The sequence below is a fragment of the Streptomyces sp. NPDC001401 genome (assembly GCF_042895385.1).
Lineage (GTDB): Bacteria > Actinomycetota > Actinomycetes > Streptomycetales > Streptomycetaceae > Streptomyces.
In genome coordinates this window covers 583,480-602,212 of record NZ_JBIAWI010000002.1, presented here as the reverse complement: position 1 = coordinate 602,212, position 18,733 = coordinate 583,480, and the positions used below count along the sequence as shown (strand labels likewise).

17 protein-coding genes and 1 pseudogene are annotated in these 18,733 nt (G+C 70.3%); 7 read left to right on the top strand and 11 right to left on the bottom strand.

The window, feature by feature from the left end:
* Positions 1 to 31: 31 nt before the first annotated feature.
* From ACFY10_RS10305 to ACFY10_RS10290, 4 genes are read left to right on the top strand one after another with little or no spacing between them, the layout of a single operon-like run.
* Positions 32 to 1,144 (top strand): aliphatic sulfonate ABC transporter substrate-binding protein, encoded by a 1,113-nt coding sequence (locus ACFY10_RS10305; protein ID WP_390664620.1) that lies wholly within the window; start codon positions 32 to 34, stop codon positions 1,142 to 1,144.
* Positions 1,145 to 1,179: 35 nt separating this feature from the next.
* Positions 1,180 to 1,965: an ABC transporter ATP-binding protein gene (locus ACFY10_RS10300; protein ID WP_390664619.1), complete on the top strand. Its 786-nt coding sequence runs from the start codon at positions 1,180 to 1,182 to the stop codon at positions 1,963 to 1,965.
* On the top strand, positions 1,952 to 2,830 hold the full coding sequence (locus tag ACFY10_RS10295; RefSeq protein ID WP_390664618.1) for an ABC transporter permease: 879 nt from the start codon (positions 1,952 to 1,954) through the stop codon (positions 2,828 to 2,830). Before ACFY10_RS10300 ends, ACFY10_RS10295 begins: the two co-directional genes overlap by 14 nt.
* Positions 2,831 to 2,835: 5 nt before the next feature.
* A complete protein-coding gene (locus ACFY10_RS10290) occupies positions 2,836 to 3,576 on the top strand; it encodes a sirohydrochlorin chelatase (RefSeq protein ID WP_390664617.1) in 741 nt (246 codons plus the stop codon).
* On the opposite strand, the gene ACFY10_RS10285 is transcribed toward ACFY10_RS10290, so the two are convergent.
* The 5 genes from ACFY10_RS10285 to ACFY10_RS10265 all read right to left on the bottom strand — a co-directional run bounded on the left by ACFY10_RS10285 (position 3,573) and on the right by ACFY10_RS10265 (position 7,510).
* A complete protein-coding gene (locus ACFY10_RS10285) occupies positions 3,573 to 4,514 on the bottom strand; it encodes a phosphotransferase family protein (protein ID WP_390664616.1) in 942 nt (313 codons plus the stop codon). The two genes, ACFY10_RS10290 and ACFY10_RS10285, sit on opposite strands and share 4 nt — an antisense overlap.
* A gap of 58 nt (positions 4,515 to 4,572) precedes the next feature.
* Positions 4,573 to 5,190, bottom strand: coding sequence for a DsbA family protein (locus tag ACFY10_RS10280; protein WP_390664615.1), 618 nt, complete (start codon positions 5,188 to 5,190; stop codon positions 4,573 to 4,575).
* Positions 5,191 to 5,257: 67 nt separating this feature from the next.
* On the bottom strand, positions 5,258 to 5,854 hold the full coding sequence (locus ACFY10_RS10275; protein WP_390664614.1) for a TIGR03086 family metal-binding protein: 597 nt from the start codon (positions 5,852 to 5,854) through the stop codon (positions 5,258 to 5,260).
* 25 nt (positions 5,855 to 5,879) lie between these two features.
* Positions 5,880 to 6,908 carry a ketopantoate reductase family protein gene (locus ACFY10_RS10270; RefSeq protein ID WP_390664613.1) on the bottom strand — a complete coding sequence of 343 codons (1,029 nt, stop codon included), beginning with the start codon at positions 6,906 to 6,908 and terminating at the stop codon, positions 5,880 to 5,882.
* Between the two features lie 53 nt (positions 6,909 to 6,961).
* Positions 6,962 to 7,510, bottom strand: coding sequence for a DUF1697 domain-containing protein (locus ACFY10_RS10265; RefSeq protein WP_390664612.1), 549 nt, complete (start codon positions 7,508 to 7,510; stop codon positions 6,962 to 6,964).
* A gap of 388 nt (positions 7,511 to 7,898) precedes the next feature.
* Between ACFY10_RS10265 and ACFY10_RS10260 the strand changes: the two genes are divergently transcribed.
* Positions 7,899 to 10,157 carry an MMPL family transporter gene (locus ACFY10_RS10260; RefSeq protein ID WP_390664611.1) on the top strand — a complete coding sequence of 753 codons (2,259 nt, stop codon included), beginning with the start codon at positions 7,899 to 7,901 and terminating at the stop codon, positions 10,155 to 10,157.
* A gap of 72 nt (positions 10,158 to 10,229) precedes the next feature.
* On the opposite strand, the pseudogene mgt reads toward ACFY10_RS10260, so the two are convergent.
* The 5 genes and pseudogenes from mgt to ACFY10_RS10235 all read right to left on the bottom strand — a co-directional run bounded on the left by mgt (position 10,230) and on the right by ACFY10_RS10235 (position 15,597).
* Positions 10,230 to 11,484 (bottom strand): annotated as a pseudogene (gene mgt, locus ACFY10_RS10255) (macrolide-inactivating glycosyltransferase).
* Positions 11,485 to 11,489: 5 nt separating this feature from the next.
* Positions 11,490 to 12,266, bottom strand: coding sequence for an ErmE/ErmH/ErmO/ErmR family 23S rRNA (adenine(2058)-N(6))-methyltransferase (gene erm / locus ACFY10_RS10250; protein WP_390664610.1), 777 nt, complete (start codon positions 12,264 to 12,266; stop codon positions 11,490 to 11,492).
* Positions 12,267 to 12,548: 282 nt separating this feature from the next.
* Complete coding sequence (locus ACFY10_RS10245) at positions 12,549 to 13,826, bottom strand: ABC transporter substrate-binding protein (protein ID WP_390664609.1); 1,278 nt, start codon at positions 13,824 to 13,826, stop codon at positions 12,549 to 12,551.
* The gene (locus tag ACFY10_RS10240; protein ID WP_390664608.1) at positions 13,826 to 14,659 is read right to left on the bottom strand and encodes a carbohydrate ABC transporter permease; all 834 of its coding nucleotides are present in this window, start codon (positions 14,657 to 14,659) and stop codon (positions 13,826 to 13,828) included. Before ACFY10_RS10240 ends, ACFY10_RS10245 begins: the two co-directional genes overlap by 1 nt.
* On the bottom strand, positions 14,656 to 15,597 hold the full coding sequence (locus tag ACFY10_RS10235; RefSeq protein WP_390664927.1) for a carbohydrate ABC transporter permease: 942 nt from the start codon (positions 15,595 to 15,597) through the stop codon (positions 14,656 to 14,658). The genes ACFY10_RS10240 and ACFY10_RS10235 overlap by 4 nt, the downstream gene beginning before the upstream one ends.
* A gap of 225 nt (positions 15,598 to 15,822) precedes the next feature.
* Here ACFY10_RS10235 and ACFY10_RS10230 point away from each other — a divergent pair, with 225 nt between their 5' ends.
* Positions 15,823 to 16,686: a phosphotransferase enzyme family protein gene (locus ACFY10_RS10230; RefSeq protein ID WP_390664607.1), complete on the top strand. Its 864-nt coding sequence runs from the start codon at positions 15,823 to 15,825 to the stop codon at positions 16,684 to 16,686.
* Between the two features lie 77 nt (positions 16,687 to 16,763).
* Here the strand turns inward: ACFY10_RS10230 and ACFY10_RS10225 are convergent, their stop codons facing one another.
* A complete protein-coding gene (locus ACFY10_RS10225) occupies positions 16,764 to 17,678 on the bottom strand; it encodes a LysR family transcriptional regulator (RefSeq protein WP_390664606.1) in 915 nt (304 codons plus the stop codon).
* 81 nt (positions 17,679 to 17,759) lie between these two features.
* On the opposite strand from ACFY10_RS10225, the gene ACFY10_RS10220 reads away from it, so the two are divergent.
* Positions 17,760 to 18,719 carry a DMT family transporter gene (locus ACFY10_RS10220; protein ID WP_390664605.1) on the top strand — a complete coding sequence of 320 codons (960 nt, stop codon included), beginning with the start codon at positions 17,760 to 17,762 and terminating at the stop codon, positions 18,717 to 18,719.
* The last annotated feature ends 14 nt before the right edge of the window (positions 18,720 to 18,733 follow it).

Below are 18,733 nucleotides of genomic sequence, written 5' to 3'. Positions count from 1 at the left end.
GACCGCCGGGCCTCCGAGAGGAACACCTCCCGTGCCTGTCAACCGCTCAACGCTCCTTCGCCGCGGCATCGCCGTGGTGGCCGCACTTCCGCTCCTCACGCTCGCCGCTTGCGGCTACGGGTCCAAGTCCACGAGCGACAACTCCAAGGAGAAGGTCGCCGCGGGGTCGTCGAAGATCGACGGTCTCGGCTCCGTCAAGATCGGCTACTTCGGCAACCTGACCCACGCGACCGCACTGGTCGGCCGTGAGCAGGGCCTCTTCCAGAAGGAGCTCGGCGCCACCAAGGCCGACTACGCCACCTTCAATGCGGGCCCGTCCGAGATCGAGGCGCTCAACTCGGGCTCCATCGACATCGGGTGGATCGGCCCCTCCCCGTCGATCAACGGCTACGTCAAGTCCAACGGCAAGAGCCTGAAGATCATCGGCGGTTCGGCGTCCGGCGGCGTCAAGCTGGTCGTCAACCCGAAGAAGATCAAGTCCCTGAAGGACGTCAAGGGCAAGAAGATCGCCACCCCGCAGCTCGGCAACACGCAGGACGTGGCGTTCCTCAACTGGGCCGCCGACCAGGGCTGGAAGGTCGACGCGGAGAGCGGCAAGGGTGACGTCACGGTCGTCCGTACGGACAACAAGATCACCCCGGACGCCTACAAGTCCGGTTCCATCGACGGCGCCTGGGTGCCGGAGCCGACCGCGTCCAAGCTGGTCGCCGAGGGCGGCAAGGTGCTGCTCGACGAGGCGTCGCTGTGGCCGGACAAGAAGTTCGTGATCACGAACATCATCGTGCGGGCCGGCTTCCTCAAGGACCACCCGAAGGCCGTCGAAGCCGTGCTGAAGGCCTCCGTCGAGGCCAACAAGTGGATCAACGCCAACCCGACCGAGGCCAAGGCGGCGGCGAACAAGCAGTTGGAGGCCGACTCCGGCAAGGCGCTCAAGGCGAACGTCCTGGACCCGGCCTGGAAGTCGATCCAGTTCACCAACGACCCGTTGGCCGCCACCCTCAACACCGAGGCGGAGCACGCGGTCAAGGCCGGCCTGCTTCAGAAGCCGAACCTGAAGGGCATCTACGACCTCACGATCCTCAACAAGGTCCTCAAGGCCGAGGGCGAGAGCACGGTCGACGACGCCGGTCTCGGCGCCAGCTGACGTAGATCCCGACGAGTTCCCAGGAGGTGACGACCATGGCCACGACCACGACGCTAGCCAAGGCCGACGAGTCGGTCGAATACGCGGCACGCCTTGAGCACGTCTCGAAGTCCTTCGCGGGACCGGGCGGGCAGCAGCTCGTCCTGGACGACATCAGCATCGATGTCGCGCCGGGCGAGTTCGTCACCCTCCTGGGGGCCTCGGGCTGCGGCAAGTCCACGCTGCTGAACCTGGTGGCGGGGCTCGACCAGCCCACCGCGGGTTCCATCACGACGGACGGGCGCCCAGCCCTGATGTTCCAGGAGCACGCCCTGTTCCCGTGGCTGACCGCGGGCAAGAACATCGAACTCGCCCTGAAACTCAGGGGAGTTCCCAAGCCCGAGCGGCGCGAAAAGGCTGAGCAGCTGCTCGAGCTGGTCCGGCTGAAGGGCGCGTACGGCAAGCGCGTCCACGAACTGTCCGGCGGTATGCGCCAGCGCGCGGCGCTGGCCCGCGCGCTCGCCCAGGAGAGCAACCTCCTGCTGATGGACGAGCCGTTCTCGGCGCTCGACGCCATCACCCGGGACGTGCTGCACGACGAGCTGACCCGCATCTGGGAGGAGACCGGGCTCTCCGTCCTGTTCGTCACCCACAACGTGCGCGAGGCGGTGCGGCTCGCCCAGCGGGTGATCCTGCTGTCCTCGCGTCCGGGCCGGATCGCTCGCGAGTGGGCGGTCGACATTCCGCAGCCACGCCGTATCGAGGACGCCCCCGTGGCCGAACTGTCCCTTGAGATCACCGATGTACTGCGTGGGGAGATCCGCCGTCATGGCCAGCACTGAGACGACACCGGTCCAGGACTCCGGGAGCGTCGAGGCGGGCCTGGACGCACTGGAGACCACGGCCACCGGCCGTCCGACCCTCCGGCAGACCTTCGTCAACAAGATCCTGCCGCCGATCATCGCGATCGCGGTGGTCATCGTGGTCTGGTACATCCTCTACCCGATCGTCGACGACCCGACCAAGCTGCCCGCCCCGGGCGCCGTGGGTGGCGCGTTCAAGGATGCCTGGCTGAAGGGCGATCTGCTCGGTTACATCTGGACCAGCGTCTCGCGTGGTCTGCTCGGCTTCGCCTTCGCGCTGCTCATCGGCACCCCGCTGGGTCTACTGGTGGCGCGGGTGAAGTTCGTGCGCGCGGCCATCGGCCCGATCCTGTCCGGCCTGCAGTCGCTGCCGTCGGTGGCGTGGGTGCCTCCGGCCGTGATCTGGCTGGGTCTGAACAACTCGATGATGTACGCGGTGATCCTGCTCGGCGCGGTCCCGTCCATCGCCAACGGCCTGGTGTCCGGCGTCGACCAGGTGCCGCCACTGTTCCTGCGCGCAGGCCGCACGATGGGGGCGACGGGTCTGAAGGGCATCTGGCACGTCACCCTGCCGGCCGCCCTGCCCGGCTATGTGGCCGGCATGAAGCAGGGCTGGGCGTTCTCGTGGCGCTCGCTGATGGCCGCGGAGATCATCGCCCAGTTCCCCGACCTGGGCGTGGGCCTCGGCCAGCTGCTGGAGAACGGGCGCACGGCCGGCGACATGGCCATGGTGTTCGAGGCCATCCTGCTCATCCTGTTCGTCGGCATAGCCATCGACCTGCTGATCTTCAGCCCCTTGGAGCGCTGGGTGCTGCGCAGCCGCGGTCTGCTGGTGAAGAGCTGAGTCCCATGCACAAGAAGCCCGTCCTCCTCGTCATCGCCCACGGCAGCCGCGACCCGCGGCACGCCGCGACGGTGCACGCCCTCGTACGCCGGGTGCGCTCGATGCGCCCGGGCGTACGGGTGGAGACCGGCTTTTTGGACTTCAACATCCCGTCCGTACACGGGGTGCTGGAGTCCCTGGCGGCGGAGGGCGTCCGTGACGTCGTGGCGCTGCCGTTGTTGTTGACCCGCGCGTTCCACGCCAAGGCGGACATCCCCGCCGTCCTGCGGGACGCGCCGCCGCAGCTGCGCATCCACCAGGCCGAGGTGCTCGGCCCGTCGCCGCTGCTCCTGTCCGCCCTCGAACGGCGTTTGTACGAGGCCGGGCTGACGCCCGGCGACAAGTCCTCGACCGGGGTCGTACTGGCCTCGGCGGGGTCCACCGACCCGGAGGCGATCGCAGTGATCGCAGCAATCGCGCGGGAGTGGCGGCACACCGGTTGGTGCGCCGTGCGGCCTGCGTTCGCCTCCGCTGCTCTCCCCCGCACCGAGGACGCGGTACGCGAACTCCGGGCACTGGGCTGCAAACGCGTCGCCGTCGCCCCGTACGTCCTGGCCCCCGGCTTCCTGCCGGACCGCATCACGCAGGGCGCGGCCGAGGCGGACGTACTCGCCGACGTGCTCGGCCCGGCGCCGGAGGTGGCGCGGCTGCTGCTGGAGCGGTACGACGCGGCACGGACACCGGTGCCGGCGGCTGTCGGCGCCTAGTCCGCCGTTTCGAGAAGCGCCAGCACGTATTCCTCCAGGCGCCGTGTGAGCAGCGCCGGTGTCAGATCGGTTCGCCCGAGCTCCCGCCAGGGGACGGCGACCTTCTCGGCGTCCGGTGCGAAGGCCAGGGCGTCCAGGAGACGCCAGTACAGGTGGGCGTCCGGATCGTCGATGAGGGTTCCGCCGGCCGCGCGGTAGTGGTCGGTGAACCGCAGTCCGACCGGCACCCCGTGCAGCAGGGCGAGCGCTGTCGAGCAGTGGGCCACGTCCAGGTCGGCCGGTCCCCAGGACGTCTCCACCCAGTCCACGACACCTGTGACGGCCAGATCGGGGCCCTCTCCCGTGAAGAGGACGTTGCCGGGGTGGAAGTCACGGTGCAGGAAGACGGGCCGGTGGGCAGGGGGCGGTTGCCGGATCACGTCCACGGCCCGCCGCCACAGCTCGGGCCGCTCGGTGTCCTGCGGGATCCGCACCCGCTCGGGACTGGTCCACGCCTGGTATGTGCGCGGCCGGTCCGCCTCGGCCACGCGCAGCCCGTGAATGGCGGCCAACTGCCGGGCGAGCAGCTCAGCTCTCCGTTCCACGTCCGTCTCGTCCACCCGCACGCTCCCCGGCAGCAGCGACATCACCAGCGACGGATGGTCGCAGTGCTCTGCCGCCGCGTCGACGGCGTGCAGCCGGGGGGCCGGCACGTCCGTCCGCGCGAGCAGGCGGAGGATGTCGGCCTCTCGCGTGAGCAGTCCCGACGCGGCCTTCAGGTAGAAGGGGCGGACGAAGGACCGCAGCACGAGCGTGTACGACCCCCCGGTGCCCTCGATGTCGAGGCGCCGCATCCGCGAGGTCCAGCCGCCCCGCAGGGCGCTGACCGCCCGGATGCGATCGTCGGGACGCAGGCTCTTCTCCACCCACAGGCGGGTGTTGGACCAGTCCTCGCTCATACGAGGAAGCCTACTGATCCACTGATCACGGCATCTGCCCCTCCCGTGGGATGTCCGATCAGTCGAAGCGGAGCGTCCCCGTGCGGGTCCGCTTCAGCTCGAAGAAGTCCGGGTACGTCGCCAAGACCCGGAAGCTGTCGAAGAGTTCGGCCGCCCGGGCGCCCCGCGGAATCGCCCGCAGTACCGGCCCGAACCACACCGTTCCGTCGACGTGGATCGTGGGCGTGCCCACGTAGCCCCCCGATTCCGGCTCGACACCCGCCTCGTGGCTGCGGCGTACGGCCTCGTCGTACGCCGGGTCGTGCGCTGCGGCGGCGAGGTCGGGCGCCAGGCCCAGTTCGGCGAGGGAGTCGGCGATCACCGCATCGAAGTCGTCCGCCTTGCGCTCGTGGATGCGGGTGCCGAACGCCGTGTACAGGTCGCGCAGCACCTTCTCCCCGTGCCGCTCGGCGGCGGCCACCGCGACCCGCACCGGGCCGATCGACTTGTCGACCAACTCCCGGTACCAGTCGGGGAGTTCATTGCCGAGGTTGTGAAGGTAGAGGCTCATCGCGTGGAAGCGGAGGTCGAGCGGGCGCTCGCGCTCGACCTCCAGGAGCCAACGGGAGGTGATCCAGGCGAAGGGGCAGGCGGGGTCGAACCAGAAGTCGACTCGGGTGGGTGCGCTGTTCGTCATGCCATCGACGTTAGCCGCTAATTGGTGCAGTTTCCTGACCCAATTCTGCAGTACTTTCCTGGCCCAATCATGTCTGGGCGAGCTGTGGGTCCCGTCCGCTGGCGGCCAGGGCCCGGTCGAACACGGGCGCGTCCTCCCGCACCGGCACCGGGTCGGCGAAGCCGTCGTACTGGCGGTAGAGCTCGCCGTGCTCGTCGACCACATGGAGGACGAAGCGGGCCGCGTCGTCCGAGATGCGGAACTGCTGGCCGGTGGCAGCGGCGACGTCCCAGCCGTGTACGGCCGTCTCCTTGATGACCATCGAGGCGATCTGGACGGCGGGCATCTTCGCCGTGCCGAGGTCGATCTCACCGTCCCACACCGCGGGGTCGGCCCAGGCAGCGACGGCGCGGTCCAGCTGGGCGGCGTAGGCCGCGGGCCAGTCGGGGTCGGTGGTGAAGTCGCGGGCGGTCAGCTCCTCGGGGAGCTGTTTGCGCAGGGCGCGGTGCTCCAGGCCGTGGGAGGTGTAGAGGACCCAGTGGTTGACCAGGGCGCGGACGTCCCAGTCGGGGCAGTGGGTGGCGTCGCCGAGCCGGTCCGCCGGGACGCCGCGCGCAACGCGCGCCGCCTCGGCGGCACACTCGGTCATGTAGGTGTGCAGGAGCTTCGGGTCGTCGTACGTCATGCACCCCACGCTAGGAAGGGCCGGCTCAGGTCTCTTGAACAAACGCGACAGCCTCGTCGGCGAGGCGGATCAGCTCCTCGATCGGCATCGAGCCCGGCGCCCGGTGTTCGCGGGCGAAGGTGTTCGAGAGGTGCTGCAGCAGGTCGTTGAGCGGGGTCGGCACGCCGTGCAGGCGGCCGAGCAGCGCGATCTCGCCGTTGAGGTAGTCGGCCTCGATGGTGCCGGTGGCGCGGGTGAGGGACTGCCAGGAGGAGCCGCCGCCGCGCGGGGCGCCGTCGAGGGGCACCAGGTCGACCTTGTGGCCGCGCAGCGCCTGCTGCTCCTCGAGGCTCGCGTACGGGATCCCGGCGGCGTCGAGCACGGCCTCGCCCTCGGCCCGCACGCGTGCGCGCAGCGCGGCCCGGCCTTCCTGTCCCTCGTCCTGCCCGGCCAGTGACTGGAGGGCGTTGGTGAGGTTGGTCAGCAGCTTGGCGTACTGCCAGCGCGCCACGTCCTCGACGACCGGCGCCTCGAAGAACCTCGTCTTCTCCAGGTCGGCGGCGACCAGCCGCGCGGTCTCGTCGATGCCGTGCGGGTACCGGCCCACGTGCAGGATGCCGGTGAGCGGGGCGCCGCCGGCGGAGACCTCACCCGGCTGGAGGTGGGTCGCCGGAAGCCAGACGCAGACTCCGTACACGTGCCGGAAGACGCGCAGGGCCAGGCGCTGGCCCTCCACCCCGTTCTGGGCGCAGAACAGGGGCAGCCGCTCGGCCGCCGTGCCGCCGCCCGCGACCGGCGCCGGGCCCCAGGCCTGCAGCGCGCCCACGGTGTCCTGCGTCTTCACGGCGAGGACGAGCACGTCGTCGGCCCTCAACTCGCCCAGCCCGTCTGGTCCTTCGACCGTCGGCAGCCGGTACGTGAACGCGCCGTCCGGCACCTTCAGCCGAAGCCCGCCGTCCCGCAGCGCCGCTTGGTGCGCGCCCCGCGCGACCAGAACCACCTCGTGCCCCGAACCCGCGAGACGCCCGCCGATCGAACCGCCGACGGCTCCCGCTCCGATGATGATGTAGCGCATGGGACGAGCCTCGCACAGCCCCTGCCCCGGCCCCGTCCCGGGCCTCCGGTCGGTCACTCCGCCGTGAGCTCCACCAGTTTCACGACGGTGTTCCAGTTGCGGGTCGTGGCGATCAGGCCTTTGTTGATACGGGGTTTGGCGAGGTGGACGGCGAGCTGGGAGCGGCCGAGGCCGTCCGGCGCGTACAGGTACAGCGCGCGGTCGCCGAGCCGGAACTCCTCCGGGAGATAGGCCTCCCGGTCGATCTCCGCGAACCGCTCCGCGTCGACCGGGGCGGAGAAGTAGGTGACGTGGAGCTGCTTGGCCTCCAGCTCGGCGGCCGGGAAGGGGCAGGCGTCGGCGACCGCCTCGAGGTAGGCGTGGTCGCGCACGATCACGTCGACGGCGAAGCCGAAGTGCTTCTGGATCGCCTGCGCGAGTTCGGCGGCCAGGGACTCCTCGTCGCCGTGGCCGGATGCGAAGACGGCCTGGCCGCTCTGCAGATGGGTGCGTACGCCGTCGTAGCCGAGGCCGTCCATCAGCTGCCGGAGTTCGGCCATCGGGAGCTTCTTCTTGCCGCCCACGTTGATCCCGCGCAGCAGTGCCGCATACGTCGTCGTCATGGCGCACACCATAAAGCGGCCGTCGTGCCCCGTGGGGGTGGGCACGACGGCCGCCGCGTCCGCGTGGGCGGACTGCCCGAAACTCTGTCCGAATCGCGGGCCCGGATCAACAGATACACGCACCTGTGACTTGTTCAACAAGCTTTCGTAATAACAAAGAGGAGCGATGCCGACGGACCGGACACCCCGATCTTCATCCCCGAGAAGTCCCGATAGATGTAAGGGGCCGTCGTCCTCCCCAGCGGTGAGGCGCCGGGGTCCGAGGGGAGGACCCGCGCCCGCCGCACTTCACCGGGCAGCACGACGAGATGGCCTTATCCCGGCCATACCTTCGAAGCGAAAGGTGGCGGCAGGGGGCTGTCACCGGACTCAAGGGGGCAAGCCCGTCATGGGGAACGGAGATTCACGGGTGCGGGGCATAGCCGCCCGGGCCGGCGGCTGGAGCGCCCGGCACCGATGGGCTGCCGTCGGCATCTGGGTGCTGTTCGTCGTCCTGGCGATGGGGATCGGTTCGGCCGCGGGCCGGGTCGACCTCAAGGACAGCGACCAGCTCAAGGGCGAGACGCACACCGCCGCCAAGATCATCGATGACGCGGGGATCAAGGAGCCGGCGAGCGAGACGGTCCTGATCCAGGCGAAGGACGGTCAACTCAAGGCCACGGACGCCGAGTTCAAGGCTGCGGTAGGGGCGGTCGTCAAGGCGGTCGACGGGACCGGCAAGGTCACGGACGTGAAGTCGCCGTACACCACGGACACGATTTCCAAGGACGGGCGCAGCGCGCTGGTGCAGTTCGACATGCGCGGCGATGCGGAGACCGCGGGCGACCGCGTGGAGCCCGTGCTGAAGGCCGTCGACGAGGTGCAGAAGGACCACGGGACGCTGCGGATCGAGGAGATCGGCAGCGCCAGCATGCAGAAGACGTTCGACGACGCGTTCGGTGACGACTTCAAGAAGGCCGAGCTCTCCGCGGTGCCGGTGGCCCTCGGCATTCTGCTCATCGCCTTCGGTGCGCTGGTGGCCGCGCTGCTGCCGGTCGCGCTGGCGATCACCGCGATCATGGCGACGATGGGCCTGATCGGCATCGTCAGCCACGTCCAGCCGATGACCGACACCGCCAACTCCGTGATGCTGCTGGTCGGTCTGGCCGTGGGCGTCGACTACTGCCTGTTCTATCTGCGCCGTGAGCGCGAGGAGCGGGCCGCGGGCCGGGATGCCCAGACAGCGCTGCGGGTCGCCGCCGCCACCAGTGGCCGGGCGATCATCGTCTCGGGCATCACGGTGTGCGTGGCGATGGCAGGCATGCTGTTCACCGGGCTCGCCACGTTCGAGGGGATGGGCCTGGCCTCGCTGATGGTCGTCGCCGTCGCGATGGTCGGCTCGGTGACCGTGCTGCCCGCACTCCTTTCGCTGCTGGGCGAGCGGGTCGAGAAGGGGCGGATTCCGTTCCTGGCAAAGGCCATGGAGCGCCGCGCCGCCCGCACGGGCGGGGAGAGCCGGTTCTGGACGGCCGTGCTGCGCGGGGTGCTCGCCAAGCCGCTGGTCTCCGTCCTGGTGGCGGCCGGTGCGCTGCTCGCGATCGCGGCTCCCGCGGTCGGCATGAAGACCCAGAACCTCACGCTGGACCAGGAGTTCGGGAACTCGCTGCCGATCGTGCAGACGTACAACCGGGTCAACGACGCCTTCCCGGGCGGCTCCGAGCCGGCCGAGGTCGTCGTCAAGGCGAAGGACATCAACGCCCCGGAGGTGAAGAGCGCCCTCGCCGCCTTCAAGGAGCAGGCGATCAGTTCGGGCGCCTCGCGCGGCCCGGTCCAGATCACGCTCCACGACGCGCAGAACATCGCCTACGTGTACGTCCCGCTGGTCGGCGGCTCCGACCTGGACAAGGCGGGCGCCAGCCTGGAGAAGCTGCGGGACGAGGTGCGGCCCGCCACGCTCGGCAAGGTGGACGGCGTCCAGGCGCCGATCACCGGACAGGTCGCCGGCTCGCACGACTTCAACGCCCAGCTCGGCGGCGCGGTCGTCCCGGTCTTCGCGTTCGTCGTGGTCTTCGCCTTCGTGCTGATGCTGCTGTCGTTCCGCTCGCTGACGGTCGCGATCACGTCGATCCTGCTCAACCTGCTGTCGGTGGGCGCGGCCTACGGCATTCTCGTCGCCGTCTTCCAGCACGGCTGGGGCGCCTCGCTGGTGGGCGCGGAGGGCGTCGGCGCGATCATCACCTGGCTGCCGCTGTTCCTGTTCGTGATCCTGTTCGGGCTGAGCATGGACTACCACGTGTTCGTGGTCTCGCGGATCCGCGAGGCACGGATGCGGGGCCGCACGACCAGGGACGCGATCCAGCACGGCGTGGTCACCACGGCCGGTGTCGTCACCAGCGCCGCGGTCATCATGGTCGCCGTGTTCGCGATCTTCGGCACGCTGTCCATGCAGTCCATGAAGCAGATGGGCGTCGGCCTCGCGGCCGCCGTGCTCATCGACGCGACGATCATCCGGGGCGTCCTGCTCCCGGCGGTGATGGCGCTGCTGGGCGAGCGCAACTGGTATCTGCCGAAGTGGCTGAACCGGCTGCCGGACCTGACGCACGACGAGTCTGCGGAGGTCATCACGCACTCGGTGCGGCGCGACGAGGGTGAACGACTGGGCGTCTGAAGGGGGTGACCCCTCACCTACCGAGGGCCCGCCGGCCACAGGGGAGCCGGCGGGCCCTCGTCATGTCCGGAACTACCGTGATCCTGCGGGAAGTTCGGCCTCGATCAGATCGGCCGCCCGCCGAGTGCCTCCCTCCTTCGCCATGCCGGCCCGAATCTCCTCAAGGCGGCGGGCGACCTCGGGGTCGTCGACGAGGGCGAGGGCGGTCCTGCGCAGGGTCTCGGCGGTGGCCTCCGCCGTGGGGACGTGGCGGGCGACGCCGAGGGCCTGGAGCATGTCCGCGTTGCCGAACTGGTCGACGGCCTGCGGTACGGCGATCATCGGCGTGGCGGTGGCCAGACCCTCCTGGCTGCCACCCGCCCCGGCGTGCGTGACGAACAGGTCTGCCTGCCGGAGCACCGCCAACTGCGGGACCCAGGACCGCACTTCCACATGCGCCGGTACGTCCCCGAGCGCCGCCGGGTCCACGTGCTTGCCGATCTGCAGGACGAGGTGCCAGCCGGGCAGGTCGCCGAACGCCTCGACACACTCCCGGTAGAAGCCGGGCTGGTTGGTGAACGCCGAGCCCAACGACACCAGCACCACTTTCTCGGCTCCGGCCGGCCGTCGCCACTCGCCCTGCGCGGCGCGGTCGCCCTGGCAGGCGCCGACGAACGTGTACACGGTCTCGTCGACCCGATCGGCGTTGGGCTGAAGCGCCTTGGGGATCAGGACGAGCGAGCGGTCGGGGCGGCCCGCGAAGGGGTCCGGGTGCTGCGTGATCCCGTTCTCCTCCAGCCAGGCCTGGAAGCGCGCGTAGTACGCCCGGCCGCGCTCGGTCCGCTTCGGCTCCGCCCACATCGGCTCGGCCACCTCCTCCTCGTACCCCTCCCAGGCGACGAGGTTCGGCGAGAGCGAGAGCGCGGGAACACCCCAGCGGTGGGCGAGGACGCGGGCCGGGTACGCCGTGATGTCGTGCAGGACGAGGTCCGGTACGTCCCCCTCGTAGGCCTCGGCGAGTTGTGGCAGCGCCTGGATCGCGTCGGCCAGGAACAGTTCGACGTGGTCGAGGAGGACGGACCCCCACGCCGACGGGTCCGCGTCGGGCCCCGGCAGCGTGGAGTTCCACAGTTTCGGCTCGGCGCCCGTCTCGGCGACCTTCTCCGCGAACGCCGGCGGGATCGCATACGTCACCCGATGGCCACGCGCCACCAGCTCACGGATGACCTCGAGACTGGGGTTCACATGGCCGTGGGCGGCGATGGAGAACATGGCGATGTGGGCAGGGGCGGTACGAGAGCGACTGGTCATGCGAGCGAACGTAGACGAGACGAGACGTCTCGTGCAATGTGTTTACGACAGCACCGCATGCAGCCGCAGCCACCTCCCCGGCGGCACCTCGCCCACCAGGGCGTGCGGGTCCAACCCCGCCGCCCGGAACGCCGCGTCCACACGCCGCCTCGGGTGGACCCGCCGCAGCGAGGCGTGCAGCGAGCCGCCGACCCCCGAGAAGCCGAGCTCGACCAGGTGACGCCAGCTGTCCTGGGCGGCGGGTGCGAGCAGCGGGGTGCGGCGGCGCTCGATGCGGATGACCCCGGCGTCCACGCCCGGTACCGGCCGGAAACGGGTCCGGGCGACCCGCCCGACCAGCCGCCAGTCGTAGCGGGGCCAGCTGAGGACCGTGAGCAGGGTCCAACTGCCGTAGTCCCCGGTGCGTTTGCGGGCGTACTCGAGCTGGGTGAGGAGCGTGGCGTCGGTGAGGGCGGGGGCCCGCAGACACCAGTCGACGATGGCGGCGGTGCGGGAGAAGGGCACGTTCCCGGCGACGGAGAAGGGGGTGCGCGGGGGCTTTGCGGCGAGGAAGTCGCCGCCGATGACGGTGACTTGGGGTGCGGCGGAGAAGCGGTCGCGCAGTACGGGTACGAGGCGGCGGTCGATCTCGTACGCGCGCAGCTCCCGGCAGAGGGGAGCGAGCCGCTCGGTCAACGCGCCTTTTCCTGCCCCTACTTCGAGCAGAAGGGGCGGCTGATCGCCGTGTAGGACGGCGAGGCGGGCGAGGTGTTCGGCCGTGGCGCGGTCGGCGAGGAAGTTCTGCGAGAGCGCGCGGGAGTTTCGGGTGGGGCGGGCCATGGCCTGCGGTCCTTGTCTTCCGGAAGGAGGGAGAAGGGCAGCCGAAGGCCCTGACCGGAAGACATGGAGAGAGAAGGGTGGCGCAGCGCTCTATGGGCGCGGCTCAGCGGATGCGACTCCCCGGACCGGTCAGGGCACCGGGGCCACGACGCATCCGGATGGAGTGCGTGACGCCCCGGCCGAGACCGGAGTCGATGATCGCGTTGAAAGCTGCCACGGACGGCACGCTAGGCGGACGGCCGCCCGCCGGGCAACGGAATTTCAGCGCTGGGCAAGGGACTTTCAGCGCTGGTAACGGGCGAGGACCAGGTTGCCGTCCCTCTCCAGGCGGTGGCGCAGTTCGTCGAGGCCGATGGCCCCGCTGTAGTACTCCTGGAATGCGGGGGTGGCGACCTTGTCCTTCCACTCGGGGTAGCCGCGGACGGACTGCGCGGGTGCCGAGCGCAGATCGGCGGCGAGGGCGGTGCCGGTCGCCCAGCCGTTCTTGGCCGTGTGCAGGGCCGGGTTCTCAAGGGCCTGGGTGCCGGTGGGCAGCATCCAGTCGCCGAGCGCCAGCCGCACCATGTTCCTGGGCCGCAGCAGGAAGTCGATGAACTCGGCGGCCTCCTTCTTGTGCTTGCTGCCCTGGGCGATGGAGAGCGTCTGCGGGCTGACGCCCTGGGTCGGTCCGTCGGCGCCGGCGGGCGCGGGCAGCACCTGCCAGTCGAAGCCCTTCGGGGACTGCTGCACGATCTGCTGACGGTAGGAGAAGCCGAGCGGCACCATCGCGTACTTGCCGCCGAAGAAGCCGGGCAGGGTGTCCGAGCCGCCGCTGCCGAGGGTGGTGGGCGAGGCGCTGTGGTCGGTGTTCGCCTGGTCGTGGATGGTACGGGGCACCACCTGGTCGGCCGCCTCGAAGCGGACCTTCACCTTGCCGTCGGCGCCGCGGTGGAAGAGTTCGCCGCCGGTGGAGAGGGAGAGGTTGAGGGTCGCGGAGACGGGTTCCTTGAGGGGCCAGGCGACGCCGTACTTGCCGTTGCCGCTGAGCTGCTCGGTGATCTTCCTGAACTCGGGCCAGCTCCAAGGGCGTTGGGCCGTCGGGATGCGTACCCCGGCCCGCTTCAGCCAGGTCGCGTTGGCGATGAGGACGCGTGGCTCCTGGAGGAAGGGCACGCCGTAGACGCCGTCGCCGAAGGTCGTCGTATCCCAACTGTGCTGCGGGACGTCGGACTTGAGGCGGGCGGGCAGCAGGTCGCGCAGGTCGGCGAGGTAGCCGCCGTAGGCGAAGTCCGCGAGGTCGTCGGAGGCGTCGTGGATGATGTCGGGGGCCTCACCGCCCTCGAAGGAGGTGAGGAGCTGGTCGTGGACGCTGTCCCAACTGCCCTGTATGTACTGGACGTTGACGTTCGGATGACTGGCGTTCCACTCCTTCACCAGCTCCTTGTTGGCCTGGACGGACTCCTCCTGCCAGGCCAGGGACTGGAAACGGAGGGTGATCCGGCCGTCTCTCGCGGAGCCACCGCTCGTGCAGCCGGCGAGCAGCAGGGTCAGGACGAGGAGGCCGATCAGTCTGCCGCGCATCAGTTCTTCACCGCCCCGGTGAGCATGCCGCCGGTGATCCGCCGCTGGACGATCGCGAAGACGACGAGTGAGGGCAGGGTCGCGAGGAAGGCCGCCGCCGCAAGCGGGCCGAGGTCGGCGACGCCCTCCGCGCCGATGAAGTGGGTGAGGACCACGGGCAGGGTCTGTTTCTCGGGGGTCTTCAGCAGGACGAGCGCGAAGAAGAACTCGTTCCACGCGGTGACGAACGCGAACAGCCCTGTCGCCACGATCCCCGGCGCGAGCAGTGGCGCCACGACCGAGACGAGCGTCCGCACCCGCCCGGCCCCGTCGACGGCCGCCGCCTCCTCGACTTCGGTCGGCACCGCGCGTACGTAACCGGCGAGCATCCACAGCGCGAACGGCAGCGCCCAGACGACGTACACAAGTGTCAGCCCCGCAAGGGAGTTGATCAGCCGCAGGTTCTTCAGCACCAGGAACAGCGGGATGATCACCAGAACCAGCGGGAACGCCTGGCTGACGATCACCCAGCCGGTGGCGGCCCGGGTCAGCGCGGTGCGGCGGCGGGCCATGACGTAGGCGAGCGGGGTCGCGACGAGCACGGCGACGATCGCCGCCCCGGCCGCCGCGAGCAGGGAGTTGAGGGCCGCGTGCAGCAGGGGCTGTTCGTCGAAGGCCTGGCGGAAGTTGTCGAGGGTGGGGTGCCGGGGTATCCAGGTGGGGTGCAGACTGCCCAGCTCGCGGGGGGACTTGAAGGCGGTGGAGAGCAGCCAGAGGAACGGGAAGGCGATGAAGACGAGATACGCGAGCAGGGCCGCGTACTGGCCGATCCGGGTGGTCGTCCGGGTCCTCATGCGTCGTCGCCTCCCCTGAGCCGTCCCACCAGGAACAGGGCCAGGAGCACCGAGATCACGGCGACCATCACACAGCCCATCGCCGCCGCGTACCCGAACTGGCCGTAGCGGAAGGCCTCTTCGTAGGCGAAGAGCATGGGCAGCCGGGTACGCCCGCCGGGGCCGCCGTTGGTCAACACGTAGACCAGGGCGAAGGAGTTGAAGTTCCAGATGAGGTTGAGGGCGGTGATGGCGAGGGCGACGGGGCGCAGGGCGGGCCAGGTCACCGTGCGGAAGCGGCTCCAGGCTCCGGCGCCGTCCACCGCGGCGGCCTCGTGGAGTTCGCGCGGGGTGCTCTGCAGCCCGGCGAGCAGGGCGACCGTGGTCTGGGGCATGCCGGCCCAGACGCCTACGACGACCACGGCGGGCAGAGCGGTGCCGAGACCGCTGAGCCAGTCGTGGCCGCTGCCGAGACCGAGATCGTGCAGGGTCTCGTTGAGGACGCCCGCGTCCGGGTTGTAGACCAGCCGCCACATGATGCCCACGACGACCTCGGGCATCGCCCACGGAATGATCGCGAGGGCACGGGCCAGCCAGCGCAGGCGCAGCTCCTGGTTCAGCAGGAGGGCAAGGCCGAGGGCGAGCAGGAACTGCGGCACGGTGACGCCGACCGCCCACACCAGGCCGATCCGGAACGACTCCCAGAACAGTGTGTCGTGCAGCAGATCCTGGAAGTTGAGGCCGCCGATCCACTGGGTGGGCTGGGTGCGGCCCGACTGGGAGTCGGTGAAGGCCAGCAGGATGCCGTAGAGGAGGGGGCCGACGCTCAGGACGAGGATCGGAATCAGGGCGGGCAGGACCAGGAACCAGGCCCCGCGGTCGGGAAGCGCGGGGTCCCGGGCGCCGGTGGTGCGTGGCGAGCGTTGCGTCGACCGTCCTGTCGCGCTCACCAGTGCCACGTCATCGGCTCCTTCGCGCGGGTCGGGACGGTGCCGGGCCGGTGCCGGGTCGGTGCCGGGTCGGTCGGCCTCCGTCATGGTCGTGAAGGAGGTATGCACCGTCAAGGCAGCGCGCACACGGTCCGACCTGTGCGAATGCGAGACTGGCCGAGGAGTGGCGCGAACTCGACGCCGTTCACCGGGGCAACCGAGGCACACACGGACAGCGGACATGGGAGGCGGACGATGGACGAGGCACGGGCGCGGGACGTACTGGCCGCGGCGGGGGTGCTGCCGGGGTCTGCCTGGGACGCGTCGCTCCTCGCCCTCGGCGAGAACGCGGTGTTCGCCGCCGGTGACCTGGTCGTCAAGGTGGGCCGTGATGCCGAGCTGCTGGATCGAGCACGGCGGGAGCTGACCATCGCCGTGTGGCTCGCGGAGGAGGGCGTGCCGGCGGTGCGGGCGGCCGAGGCGAAGCCGTTGCTGGTCGAGGGGCATCCGGTGACGGTGTGGCTCCGCATGCCGGAGGCCGTGCGGCAGGCCGAGCCGCGGGATTTGGCCGAACTGTTGCGGGTCGTGCACGCGTTGCCCGCGCCTGACTTCGCCTTGCCGCCGCGGGAGTTGCTGGGTGGGGTGGAGCGGTGGTTGCGGCTGGCGGGGGATGCGATCGATCCCGCCGACGCGGCGTATCTGCGGGAGCGGCGGGACGGTTTCGCGGAGGCCGCGGCTGCGCTGAAGCCGCGTCTCGCTCCGGGACCGATCCATGGGGACGCCCTTCCCCGGAATGTGCACGTCGGTCCTGACGGGCCGGTGCTGGTGGATCTGGAGACCTTTTCCTCGGATCTGCGGGAGCACGATCTGGTGGTCATGGCGCTGTCCCACGACCGGTATGGGATGCCCGATGACGCCTACGACTCGTTTACCGAGGTGTACGGCTGGGATGTGCGCGAGTGGGAGGGGTGCTCGGTGTTGCGGGGTGCCCGGGAGACGGCGAGTTGTGCGTGGGTGGCTCAGCATGCGCCGAGTAATCCGAAGGCGTTGGTTGAATTCGAGCGGCGGGTGGCGTCTCTGCGGAGCGGGGACGAGACGGTGCGGTGGTATCCGTTCTGAGCGCCCAAGGGGTGGGGACTTGTTGTCTGTGGGCGGCCGCGGGTTCGTTGTGGCTGGTCGCGCAGTTCCCCGCGCCCCTAAAAGCGGTTCTCCTCGCCCTCTTGGACAGAGCTTGCCGCCCGCCTCAATTCGGTGAGAACCGTGCGGACCGCCCGCCGAGCCGTGCGCTCCGGGCGGTACAGGGCGTCGATGTGGCGTCTTGCCTGGACTCCGCTGAGGGGTCTCAAGGCCAGTGCGGGGTGGGGGCGCATCGTCCAGCGGGGCATCAGGGCGAGGCCGCCGCCTGCTGCTACGAGTTCTGCCACCACCGCGAACTCGTTGACGCGGTGGGCCAGGTGGAGGTGGTGGCCCGCTGCGGCGGCGATGGCCTCGATGGTGGCCATGACCGGGTAGCCGTCGTGGACGGTGATCCAGGGTTCGTCGGCGACGTCTCTCGGGGTCACGCGGCGCTTGGCGGCGAGGGGGTGGGTCGCCGGCATGGCCACGTCGAGCGGTTCGCGTAGGAGCGTCGTCGCCGTGACCGTGGTCGGCCAGGGCGGGGCGTGGTCCAGGCGGTGGGCCAGGACCAGGTCGTACTCGCGGGTCAGGCGGGGGAAATCGTCCTGGGCCACGTCCTCGTCGGCGAGGGCGAGGGTGGGGGCGTCCGGTGCGGCGAGCGCCCTGAGGAGGGGTGGGAAGAAGGTCGCGGCCGCGCTGTGGAACGCCGCCACCGACACCTCGCCGTCGCGGCGGTCCAGGAACTCCCCCACCGTGTACCGGGCCCGCTCCAGCGCCGTCTCGACCTCGATGGCCGCGCCCGCCAGTGCCTGCCCTGCGTCCGTGAGCACCAGCCGTCGACCGACACGCTCCGTGAGCGGTACGGGGATCGAGCGCTGCAGCAGCCTCAGCTGCTGGGAGATCGCCGACGGCGTCACCAGCAGCGCCTCGGCGACCGCCGTGACACTGCCCAGTTCGCCGAGTTCCCGCAGGATGCGCAGCTGTCGTTCGTCCATGCCCTCAGTGTAGGAGCGCTAAAGGGTTGGTTAAGAAGTTGGTTCTGGGCTTCAAGGTAGTGGTCGGTGCACCGTAGGTCCATGTCCGAACTGCGCCGTACCGATCTGATACTCCTCCTTGTCGCCGTCGTCTGGGGTTCGAGCTATCTGTCCGCCCAGACTGCCACCTCCGCCCTGCCTGTGCTGCTGGTGCTCTTCGCGCGGTACGCACTCTCCGCGCTCGCCTGTCTCGGGCTCGTCGCCGTCGGGCGTGGGCCGCGTCGGTGGACCCGGGACGAGCTGCGAGTCGGTGTGCCGCTGGGGGTGACCCAGGCGGCCGTTCTCGTCGTGGAGACGTACGGCGTCGCCCACACCAGCGCCGCCAACGCGGGGCTGATCATCAGCCTCACCATCGTGCTCACCCCGCTCCTCGACCGAGGCGGCAGGCGTGCCGGGCAGGGCGGGCTGCCTCCCGTGTTCTTCGCGGCCGCCGGCGTTTGCGTCCTGGCCGTGGGCCTGCTGATGTCCGGCAACGGCTTTCACGCCCCGCGCCTCGGTGACCTGCTGATGCTCGGCGCCGCTCTGGTGCGGGCGGTGCATGTCGTGCTCGTCGGACGGCTCACGGAGCGACGGGCCGTCCGGCCACTGCATCTGACGACCGTGCAGACCCTCGTCGGTACGGTCCTGTTCCTGCCGGCCGGTGCGCTCGGCCTGCCGACGCTCGCCCGCGCCGACGGCGGGACCTGGACGCAGCTGCTCTATCTCGCCCTGTTCTGCAGTGTGTTCGCCTTTCTCGTCCAGACGTGGGCCGTGCAGCGGACCTCCGCCAGCCGGGCCAGCCTGCTGCTGGGCACGGAGCCGGTCTGGGCCGTCGCCGTCGGCATCGCCCTCGGCGGCGAGCACCTCACCCCGCTCACCGGACTCGGCGCGGCTCTGATGGTCGCCGGCACGTACTGGGGGCAGGCCGTGGAACGGGCCCACCGTGCGGGAGCGCGGCACGAGACCGGCCTGGAGGGCGAATCGGATGTCCGAGGTCGGGCCACGGCATCCACCGGCGTTTGAAGGAACTCGTCACC

Coding starts and splice junctions, on each gene's coding strand:
- ACFY10_RS10300 (WP_390664619.1), top strand. CDS start 1,180: ATGGCCACGACCACGACGCTAGCCAAGGCCGACGAGTCGGTCGAATAC.
- ACFY10_RS10295 (WP_390664618.1), top strand. CDS start 1,952: ATGGCCAGCACTGAGACGACACCGGTCCAGGACTCCGGGAGCGTCGAG.
- ACFY10_RS10290 (WP_390664617.1), top strand. CDS start 2,836: ATGCACAAGAAGCCCGTCCTCCTCGTCATCGCCCACGGCAGCCGCGAC.
- ACFY10_RS10285 (WP_390664616.1), bottom strand. CDS start 4,514: ATGAGCGAGGACTGGTCCAACACCCGCCTGTGGGTGGAGAAGAGCCTG.
- ACFY10_RS10280 (WP_390664615.1), bottom strand. CDS start 5,190: ATGACGAACAGCGCACCCACCCGAGTCGACTTCTGGTTCGACCCCGCC.
- ACFY10_RS10275 (WP_390664614.1), bottom strand. CDS start 5,854: ATGACGTACGACGACCCGAAGCTCCTGCACACCTACATGACCGAGTGT.
- ACFY10_RS10270 (WP_390664613.1), bottom strand. CDS start 6,908: ATGCGCTACATCATCATCGGAGCGGGAGCCGTCGGCGGTTCGATCGGC.
- ACFY10_RS10265 (WP_390664612.1), bottom strand. CDS start 7,510: ATGACGACGACGTATGCGGCACTGCTGCGCGGGATCAACGTGGGCGGC.
- ACFY10_RS10260 (WP_390664611.1), top strand. CDS start 7,899: ATGGGGAACGGAGATTCACGGGTGCGGGGCATAGCCGCCCGGGCCGGC.
- erm (WP_390664610.1), bottom strand. CDS start 12,266: ATGGCCCGCCCCACCCGAAACTCCCGCGCGCTCTCGCAGAACTTCCTC.
- ACFY10_RS10245 (WP_390664609.1), bottom strand. CDS start 13,826: ATGCGCGGCAGACTGATCGGCCTCCTCGTCCTGACCCTGCTGCTCGCC.
- ACFY10_RS10240 (WP_390664608.1), bottom strand. CDS start 14,659: ATGAGGACCCGGACGACCACCCGGATCGGCCAGTACGCGGCCCTGCTC.
- ACFY10_RS10230 (WP_390664607.1), top strand. CDS start 15,823: ATGGACGAGGCACGGGCGCGGGACGTACTGGCCGCGGCGGGGGTGCTG.
- ACFY10_RS10225 (WP_390664606.1), bottom strand. CDS start 17,678: ATGGACGAACGACAGCTGCGCATCCTGCGGGAACTCGGCGAACTGGGC.
- ACFY10_RS10220 (WP_390664605.1), top strand. CDS start 17,760: ATGTCCGAACTGCGCCGTACCGATCTGATACTCCTCCTTGTCGCCGTC.